This window comes from Phaeobacter sp. CECT 5382, from assembly GCF_001457775.1.
Classification (GTDB): Bacteria; Pseudomonadota; Alphaproteobacteria; order Rhodobacterales; family Rhodobacteraceae; genus Pseudophaeobacter.
Genome location: NZ_CYSG01000003.1, coordinates 15,023 through 27,996 on the forward strand (window position 1 = coordinate 15,023; position 12,974 = coordinate 27,996).

The following is a 12,974-nucleotide window of genomic DNA, read 5'->3' on the forward strand; positions in this document are numbered from 1 at the left end:
CCTTATTCCTCATTGTAGCGATAGCCGATCCCGTAAAGGGTCTCGATCGCAGCAAAATCCCCATCCGCCGAGCGCATCTTTTTGCGCAGGCGTTTGATGTGGCTGTCGATGGTCCGGTCATCCACATAGACCTGATCATCATAGGCCACATCCATCAGCTGATCGCGGCTTTTGACAAACCCGGGACGCTGCGCCAGTGCCTGCAACAGCAGGAATTCTGTCACCGTGAGCGAGACATCATTGCCCTTCCAGCTGACCGCATGACGCAGCGGATCCATGCGCAGATTGCCCCGGTCCATGACCTTGGTCTCTGGGCTGGGGGTGCCCGCCTCGTCACTGCTGATGGCTTCCTGGCGCCGCAACAACGAGCGAATCCGTTCGACCAAAAGGCGCTGTGAAAATGGCTTTTTGACATAGTCATCCGCGCCCATGCGCAGGCCCAGAACCTCGTCGATCTCATCATCCTTGGAGGTGAGAAAGATCACCGGCATCTGGGTTTTCTGACGCAGTCGCTGCAACAGATCCATCCCGTCCATGCGCGGCATTTTAATGTCGAGCACAGCCATGTCTGGCAGTTTCTTGTTAAAGGCATCCAGCGCGGCCTGCCCATCGTTGTAGGTTTCCACCTCAAACCCTTCGGCCTCGAGCGTCATTGCCACGGAGGTCAAAATGTTGCGGTCATCATCCACCAAAGCAATCTTCGACATTGGATTTGCCCCTAAATCTGCTCGGTTATAGCCTGTATTTTTTTTACCTTAATCGCTGTTTTCAACCATCGAATCAATCCCCATTGGCGAATCACGGCATTCTTTGGGCCCAATTAGGGCAAAAATGTCTTATCATTGGTTGAAGAACCGCTACCGCTGCACGGTTCCAAACAATGGTTGCGCTAAACTCCGCCTTGATGGCGCTAACTGCGCCAAACCGTCCTGTTCAGTCATGGAAACGTCATGTTAAGACCCGCCTAACCGGTGTCGCTACCGGCACTTCTGCCCCGATTTGCCTTGGGGCGCAGCTTTTAATGTATGCGGCGCGCATCGCCGCCACAGGAGAGAGAACACATGGCATCTGGACGGGTTAACCCGAATTTCCGCCTCGAGGATCAAGGTATCGAGGGTCTGGGCAATGTCCATTACAACCTCATGGAGCCTGCTCTTGTTGAGGCAGCTCTGAAGCGCGACGAAGGCACCCTGGGCAATGGCGGCGCTTTCCTCGTCACCACCGGCAAGTTCACCGGCCGCTCCCCCAAAGATAAACACGTGGTCAAATCCGACAGCGTGAAAGACACCATCTGGTGGGAAAACAACGCCGAGATGTCGCCCGAGGGTTTCGACAATCTTTATGTCGATATGCTGGAGCACATGAAGGGTGGCGACTACCACGTACAGGATCTGGTTGGTGGCGCTGACCCCAAGCATTCGATCAACGTACGCATGGTCACCGAACTTGCTTGGCACGGGCTGTTCATCCGCACCATGTTGCGTCGCCCCGAACGCGAAGATCTGAATGATTTTGTGGCTGACTTCACTGTCATCAACTGCCCCAGCTTCCAGGCCGATCCCAAGCGTCATGATTGCCGGTCGGAAACCGTCATCGCGATGAACTTTGATCGCAAGATGATCCTGATCGGTGGCACCGAATATGCTGGTGAGAACAAGAAATCGGTCTTTACCCTGCTGAACTACTTGCTGCCCGAAAAAGGCATCATGCCGATGCACTGCTCGGCCAACCACGCCAAGGGCAATCCCGTCGACACCGCCGTGTTCTTTGGCCTCTCTGGCACCGGTAAAACCACCCTGTCGGCTGATCCCGACCGTGTGCTGATCGGCGACGATGAACACGGCTGGGCCGACAACGGCACCTTCAACTTTGAAGGCGGCTGCTACGCCAAGACCATCAGCCTCAACCCCGAGGCAGAGCCTGAAATCTACGCAACCACCTCGAAATTCGGCACCGTGATCGAAAACATGGTCTTTGACGAAGAGACCAAAGAGCTGGATTTCGAGGACGACAGCCTGACGGCCAACATGCGTTGCGCCTATCCGCTGCACTATATCTCCAACGCCTCTGACACCGCGATTGGTGGCCACCCCAAGAACATCATCATGCTGACATGTGATGCCTTTGGTGTGCTGCCTCCCATCGCCCGTCTGACCCCGGCGCAGGCGATGTACCACTTCCTGTCTGGTTTCACCTCCAAGGTGGCCGGCACAGAGCGTGGCGTGACCGAGCCCGAGCCGACATTTTCGACCTGCTTTGGCGCGCCTTTCATGCCACGTCGCCCCGAAGTCTACGGCAACCTGCTGCGCGACAAGATCGCCCAGCATGGCGCAACCTGCTGGTTGGTCAACACCGGCTGGACCGGTGGGGCCTACGGCGTTGGCTCGCGCATGCCGATCCGCGCCACCCGCGCCCTGCTGACGGCAGCGCTCGAAGGCTCGCTGGCTGAGGCAGAGTTCCGCAAGGACAGCAACTTTGGCTTTGATGTGCCCGTCTCGGTTCCTGGCGTTGCCGAAGTGCTGCTGGACCCGCGCCGCACCTGGGACGACCAAGCCGCCTATGACAAGCAGGCCGCCAAACTGGTCGAGATGTTCTCCAACAACTTCCAGCAGTATCTGCCCTACATCGACGAAGACGTAAAAGCCGCCGCAATCGGCTAAGGCTTCCACTTTGTCAGAAACAGAAAACCCGGCCACTGGCCGGGTTTTTTATTGGGCAGCGGTCGGTGATTTGTGCCTTCAGATCCGTCCAGCCACCATATCACGCACCTTGACGGCATAACGGTCTGTCATACCTGAAACAAAATCCGCAAGGCTGTGCATTGCAGTGTATTCATCGGTAATGCCGCGCAGATCCAGATCCACCGCCCGCACCAGTTTAGCCCAATAGCCATGCTGCTCCAGGAAGGTTTCGACCTCCCAGTCACAGGCCCGCAGATCCCGATACAGCCCGTGAAAATGGTCCAGCACCGCAAAGATCACCTGACGCCCGGCGATCTCCAGTTCTGTCTTGCGCTGCGCCGTGAAAATCCGCGCGTTGGAGATCTCCTTCATCTGGTCAAAGGCAGCAGCCTTCGAGGACACCTCCATTAACCCGTCGTTAAAATCACCTGCCATGATCGCATCATAATTTTCCATGAAGGCCCCGACTGCGGCCTCAATCGCCTGATGAATGGCACCAGCGCGACGCATCGACACGATTTCACGGACCGTCATCATGGGATCATCGGCTCGGTTGGGCTTGCCTGCGATCTCTTCCAGGCAGTCGATCACCTGCTGGCTGCTGAGATCGCCCACCGTGGCGGCATCCTCCAGATCCAGGATCCGGTAGCAAATGTCATCCGCAGCCTCGACCAGAAAGGCTAGCGGGTGGCGGCGCCAGCATTTTGCTGCACCCGCCCCGACAGCCCGCAGCCCCAGCGCCTCGGCTACTTCGGCAAACAGGGTCGCCTCAGAGCCGAACACGCCGAATTTCTTCAGCCCCACATAGCCCGGCTCAGCCAGCTGACGCGCCTCGGCGGTACAGGGGTATTTCATAAAGGCTCCCAGCGTGGCGTAGGACAGCCGCATGCCGCCTTCGCGTCGCGCCATCTCCAGTCGGGCAGCAATGCGAAAGCCTTGGGCGTTACCTTCGAATTCTTCAAACTCGGCCTGTTGCGCCTTGGGGATCGCGCCAGCCACACCGGTACTGCTTTGAAACTGCGCGGCAAACCACTGGCCGATGCTGTCTTCGCCGGAATGGCCAAAGGGTGGGTTGCCGATATCATGCACAAGGCACGCGGCCTGAATGGTGCCGGCCACCACATCTCGTTGCGCCTGCGTGATATATCCGGCATCCAGCATCGCCTGCCCTGCCAATACCCCCAATGACCGCCCCGCGCTGGCGGTTTCAAGGCTGTGGATCATCCGGTGATGCACATGGTCGTGTTCATAAAGCGGATGCACCTGGGTTTTCTGCGCCAGACGGCGGAAGGGTTCAGAAAACAGAATCCGGTCATAGTCCTGCAGATAGGCGGGCCGCCCTGGAGCCTCAGGAAAGTCTGGCCGACACAGCCGCCCCGGGTTCAACAACCTGTCCCATTGCATCACCATCATCTGTGCTCCTGTGCCTGTGCTTTGTGGTTCGACCTGTCGAATTCAGCTGCGCTTTAACGGGAGCCAGCGACGAAATGCAAATACTTCGCCACGCGTCTCACCGATGCGTCACCAATACGTCAGCCCGGCGCAATCCCCGAAGGTTCCAACTTGTGCTCAGGTTCCACATGGATATTCACCTGCGCCTCTGGCAGCTCTGCCTGGATCGCGTCTTCGATATGGTCGCAGATCGCATGCGAAGCCTGCACCGTCATCGTCCCCTCCACCACCATGTGGAATTCGACAAACAGCGCCACCCCGGCACGACGGGTCTTGAGCCCATGCACCTGCAGTGCCCCTTCGGCCGCTCGGTGCAAAATCTCTTCAATCTTGGCGCGCTCTTCCGGCGGAGCAGCGGAATCCATCAGCCCATTCACCGATGAAACCACAACAGCGTAGCCTTCGCGCAGGATATTCAGGGCCACCAGCAGCGCCAAAAGCGGGTCCAGGATAACCCACCCGGTTATCAGCGCCAGGATCAGCCCACCCAGCACCCCGACCGAAGTCCAGACATCGCTCATCAAATGACGCCCACCCGCAGTCAAAGCCGGAGAATTGAGCGCACCACCGCGCTTGATCAACACCCGCGCCCACAACAGGTTCAACGCCAAAGCAAGGGCATTCACCCAGAGCCCCGCCTGCCCCCAATCGGCGGTCGAGCGGAGGTTCGCAAGCGCATGAATGGATTGTTCGACGATCAACAGCGCGGCGATGATGATCATGATACCTTCGACCACCGCCGAGAAATACTCCGCCTTGTGGTGCCCGAAGGGGTGTCCCGCATCCGCTGGTCGTTTGGCATAGTGCACGGCCATCCAGGCCATCACCGCGCCACCCACATTGACCAGGGATTCCAGCGCATCCGACAGCAAGGCGACCGAACTTGTCAGCCACCAGGCCGCCAGTTTCAGCCCCAGCACCACCAGCGCAATCAGGATCGATCCGAGGGCAAGTCGCTCTGCATTCATTCCGCTTGTCTCCCCACACCAATGGCCCATCCCAATATCCTGATCCAGGCCTCACCTGTACTCAATTCGCGCGCTTTGCCCCGGATTAGAGCCCGCTTAGTGCCAGGCTACCCCCCAAAACTGACCTATAGCATCAAGCCGCGGCGCAGCAGATTCACTCCGGCCAGCAAAAGCACAATAAGCGTTGCGCGCTTAAAAACCGATTGATCAATTCGGTCGTGCAATTTGCCGCCAATCCACATCCCAATCACCGCAGGCAGAACCAGAGCGATCGAAAACGGCAGTGTCTCTGCTCGCACCACACCTGATCCCACATGTGCCACCAGCAAAGCGACCGCTCCCATGCCGTAGATTACGCCTTGCACTCGGATCTGTTCGCTCTTTTCCGTGCCGAGCGCGGTCAGATAGGCCACCGTTGGCGGCCCCCACACACCTGACACTCCACCAATCAGCCCGGCAAAAGCCCCGACCAGTATCTCTGTGCGGGGGGTCGGTTTGGCAAGCGTCAGTGCCACTCCGAATAGCTGCAACAGCACGAACACCGTCACCGGAATTCCGATCACCAGGAACATCACCTGCTGCGGCAGCACCCGGACCATCTGGGCACTGGCCAACAAAAACACCAATCCAGCCAGCAGAAAGATCCTGAACCGTTTCAACGAGGCAAAGGCGGCCCCCGCCCCTTGCCGCAGGGCCTGCATCCAATTGGTTACCAGCGTGGGCAGAATCAGTCCCGCCAGCGCCAGTTCGGGTGAAATGAACAGGCTCAACCCTGACACAAGGATCATCGGCAGCGCAAAACCGACCATGCCCTTGACCGTGCCGGCAAGCAGCGCAACCGCAAAGGCAATGGATAGATCAGTGGGGGAGATCAGGCTGAAAAACTGGCTCATACCCCTGCTCTATCACTGCAGTCAGGCAGATTGAACCGACCGCATCAGAAGAATTCCGTCACGCAACATTTTATCACATTGCCGCAGTGCGGCGTATTTTTGTTGCGCTGCACCTGCAAAGTGATTTACCACCAAGCGACGGAATAAGGACGTGATTCATGGCTCATGACGGACAGGACCTGCAAATGAAACCGATTGTGCTCCCCGAACTGCTGACGCTGACTGCCGCAGCACTTGCCCCGCTGGACGCCACGCTGGAGGCCGCCCGTGATGCGGTACGCACGCTGGTTAGCCAAGAGGGCCGGGTGTCGGGTCAGCTGATCGAAGCAAACCAGACGGCGGCCCATGGGCTGTCCTGGCTGGCAACCTATGTCTACAGCCTGCGCCAGATGCAGCAATGGGCCGATAAACTGAGCAGTGACGGCGGCTTCAACGAGATGGAGCAATTGATTCACCAGATCGCCTTTGGCGAATATCTGGCTCAGGTGCAGGGCGGCATTCAGATGAACCAAGGTGAAATCCTGCGCCTGCAGGATCTTGGCCTTGGACAGGACACTGTCGATGCGCTGCGCACCCCGGCCGTGACCACTCTGATGGCCGAGGGCAACACACAGGCCGCGCGCAGCCGACTGGCCGAGCTGATGCAGGAACAGGCAGGCGCCACCATGTTCGGTGCCTCCGGTCTAGAGGATGAGCTGGAAATGATTCGCGACCAGTTCCGCCGCTACGCGGTTGAGAAGGTCGAACCCCACGCCCATGACTGGCACCTGAAGGATGAGCTGATCCCGATGGAGGTCATCGAGGAGCTGGCAGAGTTGGGCGTCTTTGGCCTGACCATTCCAGAAGAGTTCGGCGGCTTTGGCCTGTCCAAAGCCTCGATGGTTGTGGTCTCCGAAGAACTGTCACGCGGCTATATCGGTGTTGGCTCGCTGGCTACACGGTCCGAGATCGCCGCCGAGCTGATCCTTTGCGGAGGCACCGACGACCAGAAGGCGCAGTGGTTGCCCAAAATTTCCAGCGCCGAAATCCTGCCAACGGCCGTCTTTACCGAGCCGAATACCGGATCTGACCTGGGATCCCTGCGCACTCGTGCAGTCAAAGACGACAATGGCGACTACGCGGTGACCGGCAATAAGACCTGGATCACCCACGCGGCGCGCACCCATGTCATGACCCTGCTGGCACGAACCGACCCCGAAACCAGCGACCATCGTGGTCTGTCGATGTTCCTGGCGGAAAAGACCCCCGGCACCGATGCCGAGCCTTTCCCGACGCCCGGCATGACCGGCGGCGAGATCGAAGTTCTGGGCTATCGCGGCATGAAGGAATACGAGCTGGGTTTTGACGGCTTTGCCGTGAAGAAAGAAAACCTGCTGGGCGGCGAAGAAGGCAAGGGCTTTAAACAGCTGATGGAGACCTTCGAGAGCGCGCGTATCCAAACTGCAGCGCGTGCCATTGGTGTGGCGCAATCGGCCCTGGATATTGCCATGCAATACGCTCAGGACCGCAAGCAGTTCGGCAAAAGCCTGATCAATTTCCCCCGTGTGTCGGGCAAGCTGGCAATGATGGCGGTTGAGATCATGGTGGCGCGTCAGCTCACCTATTTCTCGGCCTGGGAAAAGGACCACGGACACCGTTGCGATCTTGAAGCCGGTATGGCCAAGCTGCTGGGCGCACGCGTTGCCTGGGCCGCTGCCGACAACGGCTTGCAGATCCACGGTGGCAACGGCTTTGCGCTGGAATACAAGATCAGCCGTGTGCTTTGCGATGCGCGAATCCTCAATATCTTTGAAGGTGCCGCCGAGATCCAGGCGCAGGTGATCGCCCGTCGTCTGCTGGCCTGATGTCAATCTGATCCGAAAGGTCCGATTGTAAAAAACCGAAAAAACTCGAACAGCCCGGCCTTCTGGTCGGGCTTTTGCTTTTAGGGCCGACTAAGGTTTGACGGCCGCGGCGCCTTGGTCGCCAAATAGCCACTTGATCGCCATCTTCTCTCCGCCTGTCTTGTTAAAATTCGAAGGGTTCCAGATCCGGTATTTCTTCCGCCCTCTAGCCCCGATAGATTTGTCCCATGTTTCAGCTTATTTCCAGAACTCTGCTCACCTGTATCGCCCTGCTATCGCTGGCCGGATGCGGTGAAACCGTCACCCGCGGCAGCAGCTCGCCGGTGCTGGTGATGGGTGATTCCCTGATGGCCTGGAATGGTGGCTCCAACCGGGCCATTTCCGACGTGATGGAGCGCGAGCTGAAGCAGGAGGTGGTGGACCGTTCGGTCTCTTCGGCCCGCATCGTTTACAACCTGCCCCTGACCGGCGCGGCAGGGTTGAGCATTCCCAAACAATACCGCGCAGGCGACTGGGACTGGGTTGTCGTCAATGGCGGCGGCAACGACCTTTGGCTCGGTTGCGGCTGCTTTGCCTGCAAACGCAAGATGAACCGTTTGGTCGCGCAGGATGGCAGCTACGGGGCAATCCCCGATCTAGTGGCAAAGCTGCGTTCCACTGGTGCCCGTGTGATCTATACCGGCTATCTGCGCAGCCCCGGCACAGGATCACCAATTGAATACTGCAAAGACGAAGGTCAGGAGCTGGACCGCCGCATCGCCCGCATGGCGAAGCAGGACGATGGCGTCTTTTTCCTGTCTCTGGCGGATCTGGTGCCCAATGGTGACCGGTCCTACCATGCGCTGGATATGATCCACCCCTCGGTCAAGGGCAGTGCTGCCATCGCCAGCCGCATCACCGGTCTGATGCGCCAGAACAGCGCCAAGCCGCACGCGACGAATTAGCCTCGCATGCGTCTTTTGCTGCCTCTTTTCCTTGCTGTTCCTCTGATGTCGGGCTGCAGCGGTGATGAAAGCCTTAGCGCCTATGGCGGCGCCGGAGAAAGCTGGACCTTGAAAGAGCTGAACCAGACAGCCTTTGAGACACCGGCAACACTGAACCTGACCACCCCCGGAGAGATCAGCGGTCAGGCCCCGTGCAACAGTTACCGCGCTCAGCAAACTGCGCCTTATCCCTGGTTCGAGGTCAAAGCCCTCGTCACCACCCGCAAGGCCTGCCCGGTGCTGGAGCAGGAAAGGGCCTATCTCAGCGCGCTTCAGTCCATGTCAGAGGCCGAGATCGCCGGGGATGTACTGATCCTGCGTAATGACAGCGGTCAGGAAATGATCTTTACCAGATAGCCCCGTCTATGCGCTGGGATTGTCATTTCCGCCGGGATCAAAGCCTGCGCGCAAAGGCATCCAAGAACCGACCACGCGCTTCGGGCAATGGGCGGTTGCCAAGGCTTGGTGCCAATCTCGCCTCCAGAAAATGCCCGGTAGTCCGCAGCCCCGCAGCAACCTCATGATCAGGTGCGTCGCCCTGCCCCAGCATAACTGGTGGCAAGGGCAACAAGCGTGCGACCCATTGCCCGGCCTCTTGCCTAGATACCGCCCGTCCGGTCTTTGGCGAGACATAGGCAAGTTCCTCGTTGCGACCCGACACGGCACAGGCGCTGAGGTCGAGGCCAAAGCCCAGCTCCTCTAGCAGTGCCATTTCCCAGCGCAGATAGGCCAACGGCCAGACTTCCTCTTCTGCAAGCAGATCCAGCAATTGTTCGGAGCGTTTATAAAGCGCGGGGTGAGGCTCGCGCTCTGGCAGGCAAAACCCCAAAAGGGCTGTCACCGCATTCAGCCCTGCCAGCGCCAGACGCCCTGAGAGCGCTGCGGCGGCACGACTGCGCAACGGCTCTGCCTTATAGCTGCCCAAATGATCTTCGAGCCGGGCACGCCACAGCAAATCCAACTGGGCTCCGGGTTGCAGCACCGGGGCTTTCTTGCGACTGGCACCACCATGCACGATGCCCGCGTGGCGCCCGTGGCCTTCGGTGAAGACATCAATAATCGCAGCGCCTTCGCCATGGCGCCGCCGTGTCAGCAGGATGCCGTGATCACGCCACTCCAAAGCTTCGCTCTCCTGATCGCATGGGTTCCCGTTGCAAATACCAGACCTCAAGCGGGTCAAAACAGCAAGCGCGCGGTTCGCGCAGGACGGACCCAAGCGCGCGGGCTTGTCAGACTATTCCAGGCCCGGTTCATCCAGCAAGTGACGGCCTTCACGGTCCTCGACCTCAATCACCCAGAGATCGGGGTCAAACTCCTGTTGGCGTCGGATAGCCGCATCAACATCGGCCTCAACACCGCTGGCATGCTCAACCCATTTGCGCGCGCCACTCATCAGATCATACGAACGGTGAAAGCTCTGCGCCTGTCCGTTCAGAGTGTTGAGCTTGACCAGAACCGCACCGGCCGTGTCATCGCCATGGGCAGTGACAAAGGCCGGGATGTCCTGAAAGCGCAGACGGGCAAGATAGGCATCAACCCAGAACCGGGCGGTAAGTCGGGTCATTCAGGCCTCTGTCGTGATCTGGTCCGTAGGTTACGGATTTGTGGGATACCGAAGGAGCCTCCGGCAGCAATATTTCTGGAAAGATGAAACGGCGTTACGTGCCTGCTGGAAAGGCCGGAGAACCAGGCAAGCATCAGTTTCCGTCTTTGAAGTCCAAGCCCATTTCGGAGTAGCGCTCGGACTCTTCGAGCCAGTTGGGGCGGACTTTGACCTGCAAAAACAGATGCACCTTACGACCCAAAAATTCGCTAAGCTCTTCGCGTGCTGCCTGCGAAACGGCTTTGATAGTTTCGCCCCGTTTGCCCAGAACAATGCCCTTGTGACCGTCCCGCACCACATAGATGACCTGGTCGATCTTAGCTGAACCGTCCTTGCGCTCTTCCCAGTTTTCGGTTTCCACCGTCATCTGGTAGGGCAGTTCCTGATGCAGCCGCAGGGTCAGCTTTTCGCGGGTCATTTCAGCCGCGATCATCCGCATTGGCAGATCAGAGATCTGGTCTTCGGGGTAGAACCACGGACCTTCGGGCAGCTCGGTCGCCAGCCAGAGGCGCAGCGCATCCACCCCATGCCCCCGTTCAGCCGAGATCAGGAAGGTCTCAGCAAAATCATAGCGGTCATTCAGGTCTTTGGTCAGACCAAGCAAGGTCTCGGATTGGACCCGGTCGATCTTATTGATCACCAGCGCCACTTTACGCCCCTTGCCGAGCTCAGCGAGCCCTTCAAGGATACGTTCAACACCTTCAGTGACGCCACGGGTGGCCTCGATCAGCAGCATCACCACATCCGCATCGGCTGCACCACCCCAGGCGGCCGCGACCATGGCGCGATCCAGCCTGCGACGAGGTTGAAACAGGCCTGGCGTGTCGACAAAAACGATCTGGCTCTCGCCCTCCATCACGATCCCGCGCACACGGGTGCGCGTGGTCTGAACCTTGTGGGTGACGATCGAGACCTTGGCCCCAACCATACGGTTCAACAGAGTGGATTTACCCGCGTTGGGCTCTCCGATCAGGGCGACGAAGCCGGCGCGTGTTGTCATGTTTCTTGCTCCAAACGTGCCAAGAGCGCCTTGGCTGCGGCCTGTTCTGCGAGGCGTTTTGAGCCTGCAGCGGCGCGTTCTTCAGTGCCGTCTTCCAGCCGTACGGCAATGGTAAAGACGGGTTGATGGTCAGGGCCCTCGCGGGCGACCTGTACATAATCAGGCGGGGTCTGGCGGCGGGCTTGTACGTATTCCTGCAGGGCCGTTTTGGGATCGCGGGCGTCGTCTTCGACCTGAAAGATCCGTTGCCCCCAAAGTCGCAGGATCATCGCCTGAGCAACCTCAAAGCCCGCATCTTTATAGACCGCAGCAATCACCGCTTCCATTCCATCGCCCAGCAGGGCCAACTTGCGCCGCCCGCCTGACATCATTTCGGAACGGCCCAGTTTGAGTACCCCCCCAAGATCAATCTCGCGGGCGACGTCGGCGCAGGCCTCTTTGCGCACCAGCGCATTGAAGCGCGGCGCCAGCTGGCCTTCGCTCGCGATCTTGTCATGTTCCAGCAGGGCAGTTGCCATGACCAATCCTAGCACACGATCGCCCAGAAACTCCAAACGCTGGTTGTCTTTGCGATTGGGGGACGAGACCGATGGGTGGGTCAAAGCGCGCACCAATAGTTCAGGCCGGGTAAATCTATGCCCGATCCGCTCTTCAAAAATGCGCATTTCCTTAGAGAGTTTCACTCGATCCCCTTGAAGTAACGATCAGAACGCCAGGTCCAGAAGAACAGCATCGACCGGCCCGCAGAGGAGAACATGATGCGGTCAGCCCGACCGATCAGGTTCTCCAGCGGCACAAAGCCAACCCCACCGGCAGATTGCGGCAGGCGGCTGTCGCTGGAGTTGTCACGGTTGTCACCCATGAAAAAGAAATGACCCGCAGGGACCTGGTAGACACCCGTGTGATCCATGCTTTGGTTAGCGATATTGAGGATCACGTGCTCATTGCCACCGGGAAGCGTTTCGATCTGGCGGGATTTCAGGCAAGAGCCGCCCTGGCCGACTGGCGCGTTTTCGCAGCGCGGGTAAGACCCCTGTGGCCCTTGACGGTCCATCAGCTCTTCGAAATTACCTGCATCTTTCAGGCCAACAGCCGCGCCATTGATGAACAACACACCATTTTTCACCTGGATTTTGTCACCCGGCAGACCGATCAGCCGCTTGATGAAATCGGTGCCCGTGACAGGATGTCGAAAAACCACGACATCACCGCGCTCCGGGTCAGATCCCAGCAGCCGTGTGTTGTCGCCATCAAGGAAGCCGCAGATGTCTTTTGAATCGATATCAACCCCCACGGATGCGATGCGCACGCTGGGACAGGAGGCATAGGAATAGCCATAGGCCATCTTGTTCACAAAGAGGAAATCACCAATCAATAGTGTTTCCTTCATGGACCCAGACGGGATCCAGAAGGGTTGAAAAAACAGGGTCCGGAAGACCCCTGCGATCAGCAAGGCATAAACAATGGTTTTTACCGTTTCGAGGATCGATTGTCCGGCGGTGGCTTTTGCCGTCATCAGGCTCTCCGGGTTTTAAAAATAAAGGGACCGG

13 protein-coding genes are annotated in these 12,974 nt (G+C 58.6%); 4 read left to right on the forward strand and 9 right to left on the reverse strand.

What is annotated here, in order from left to right; all coding sequences use genetic code 11:
- Positions 1–2: 2 nt before the first annotated feature.
- Positions 3–707: a response regulator transcription factor gene (locus PH5382_RS03805; protein ID WP_058333039.1), complete on the reverse strand. Its 705-nt coding sequence runs from the start codon at positions 705–707 to the stop codon at positions 3–5.
- A gap of 354 nt (positions 708–1,061) precedes the next feature.
- Here PH5382_RS03805 and PH5382_RS03810 point away from each other — a divergent pair, with 354 nt between their 5' ends.
- Entirely contained in the window at positions 1,062–2,660 is a 1,599-nt protein-coding gene (locus tag PH5382_RS03810) for a phosphoenolpyruvate carboxykinase (RefSeq protein ID WP_058333040.1), read from the forward strand.
- A gap of 78 nt (positions 2,661–2,738) precedes the next feature.
- On the opposite strand, the gene dgt is transcribed toward PH5382_RS03810, so the two are convergent.
- From dgt to PH5382_RS03825, 3 genes are all read right to left on the reverse strand, one after another.
- A complete protein-coding gene (dgt, locus tag PH5382_RS03815) occupies positions 2,739–4,085 on the reverse strand; it encodes a dGTP triphosphohydrolase (RefSeq protein WP_058333318.1) in 1,347 nt (448 codons plus the stop codon).
- Between the two features lie 128 nt (positions 4,086–4,213).
- Entirely contained in the window at positions 4,214–5,101 is an 888-nt protein-coding gene (locus PH5382_RS03820) for a cation diffusion facilitator family transporter (protein WP_058333041.1), read from the reverse strand.
- Between the two features lie 125 nt (positions 5,102–5,226).
- Positions 5,227–5,994 (reverse strand): sulfite exporter TauE/SafE family protein, encoded by a 768-nt coding sequence (locus tag PH5382_RS03825; RefSeq protein WP_058333042.1) that lies wholly within the window; start codon positions 5,992–5,994, stop codon positions 5,227–5,229.
- Positions 5,995–6,152: 158 nt separating this feature from the next.
- On the opposite strand from PH5382_RS03825, the gene PH5382_RS03830 reads away from it, so the two are divergent.
- The 3 genes from PH5382_RS03830 (at position 6,153) to PH5382_RS03840 (ending at position 9,178) form a co-directional block, all read left to right on the forward strand.
- Positions 6,153–7,838, forward strand: a complete 1,686-nt coding sequence (locus PH5382_RS03830) for an acyl-CoA dehydrogenase family protein (protein ID WP_058333043.1) — start codon at positions 6,153–6,155, stop codon at positions 7,836–7,838.
- A 227-nt stretch (positions 7,839–8,065) separates the two neighbouring features.
- Entirely contained in the window at positions 8,066–8,782 is a 717-nt protein-coding gene (locus PH5382_RS03835) for an SGNH/GDSL hydrolase family protein (RefSeq protein WP_058333044.1), read from the forward strand.
- Between the two features lie 45 nt (positions 8,783–8,827).
- The gene (locus tag PH5382_RS03840; protein WP_231751787.1) at positions 8,828–9,178 is read left to right on the forward strand and encodes an META domain-containing protein; all 351 of its coding nucleotides are present in this window, start codon (positions 8,828–8,830) and stop codon (positions 9,176–9,178) included.
- 37 nt (positions 9,179–9,215) lie between these two features.
- Here PH5382_RS03840 and recO read toward each other — a convergent pair whose 3' ends face one another.
- The 5 genes from recO to lepB form a co-directional block, all read right to left on the reverse strand.
- Positions 9,216–9,941 (reverse strand): DNA repair protein RecO, encoded by a 726-nt coding sequence (gene recO, locus PH5382_RS03845; protein ID WP_058333046.1) that lies wholly within the window; start codon positions 9,939–9,941, stop codon positions 9,216–9,218.
- A gap of 114 nt (positions 9,942–10,055) precedes the next feature.
- On the reverse strand, positions 10,056–10,385 hold the full coding sequence (locus PH5382_RS03850; RefSeq protein ID WP_058333047.1) for a DUF1491 family protein: 330 nt from the start codon (positions 10,383–10,385) through the stop codon (positions 10,056–10,058).
- 133 nt (positions 10,386–10,518) lie between these two features.
- Positions 10,519–11,424 (reverse strand): GTPase Era, encoded by a 906-nt coding sequence (era, locus tag PH5382_RS03855; protein ID WP_058333048.1) that lies wholly within the window; start codon positions 11,422–11,424, stop codon positions 10,519–10,521.
- The gene (gene rnc, locus PH5382_RS03860) at positions 11,421–12,107 is read right to left on the reverse strand and encodes a ribonuclease III (protein WP_058333049.1); all 687 of its coding nucleotides are present in this window, start codon (positions 12,105–12,107) and stop codon (positions 11,421–11,423) included. Before rnc ends, era begins: the two co-directional genes overlap by 4 nt.
- Positions 12,104–12,940: a signal peptidase I gene (lepB, locus tag PH5382_RS03865; RefSeq protein ID WP_058333050.1), complete on the reverse strand. Its 837-nt coding sequence runs from the start codon at positions 12,938–12,940 to the stop codon at positions 12,104–12,106. Before lepB ends, rnc begins: the two co-directional genes overlap by 4 nt.
- Between the last annotated feature and the right edge of the window lie 34 nt (positions 12,941–12,974).

Coding starts and splice junctions, on each gene's coding strand:
- PH5382_RS03805 (WP_058333039.1), bottom strand. CDS start 707: ATGTCGAAGATTGCTTTGGTGGATGATGACCGCAACATTTTGACCTCC.
- PH5382_RS03810 (WP_058333040.1), top strand. CDS start 1,062: ATGGCATCTGGACGGGTTAACCCGAATTTCCGCCTCGAGGATCAAGGT.
- dgt (WP_058333318.1), bottom strand. CDS start 4,085: ATGCAATGGGACAGGTTGTTGAACCCGGGGCGGCTGTGTCGGCCAGAC.
- PH5382_RS03820 (WP_058333041.1), bottom strand. CDS start 5,101: ATGAATGCAGAGCGACTTGCCCTCGGATCGATCCTGATTGCGCTGGTG.
- PH5382_RS03825 (WP_058333042.1), bottom strand. CDS start 5,994: ATGAGCCAGTTTTTCAGCCTGATCTCCCCCACTGATCTATCCATTGCC.
- PH5382_RS03830 (WP_058333043.1), top strand. CDS start 6,153: ATGGCTCATGACGGACAGGACCTGCAAATGAAACCGATTGTGCTCCCC.
- PH5382_RS03835 (WP_058333044.1), top strand. CDS start 8,066: ATGTTTCAGCTTATTTCCAGAACTCTGCTCACCTGTATCGCCCTGCTA.
- PH5382_RS03840 (WP_231751787.1), top strand. CDS start 8,828: ATGTCGGGCTGCAGCGGTGATGAAAGCCTTAGCGCCTATGGCGGCGCC.
- PH5382_RS03850 (WP_058333047.1), bottom strand. CDS start 10,385: ATGACCCGACTTACCGCCCGGTTCTGGGTTGATGCCTATCTTGCCCGT.
- era (WP_058333048.1), bottom strand. CDS start 11,424: ATGACAACACGCGCCGGCTTCGTCGCCCTGATCGGAGAGCCCAACGCG.
- lepB (WP_058333050.1), bottom strand. CDS start 12,940: ATGACGGCAAAAGCCACCGCCGGACAATCGATCCTCGAAACGGTAAAA.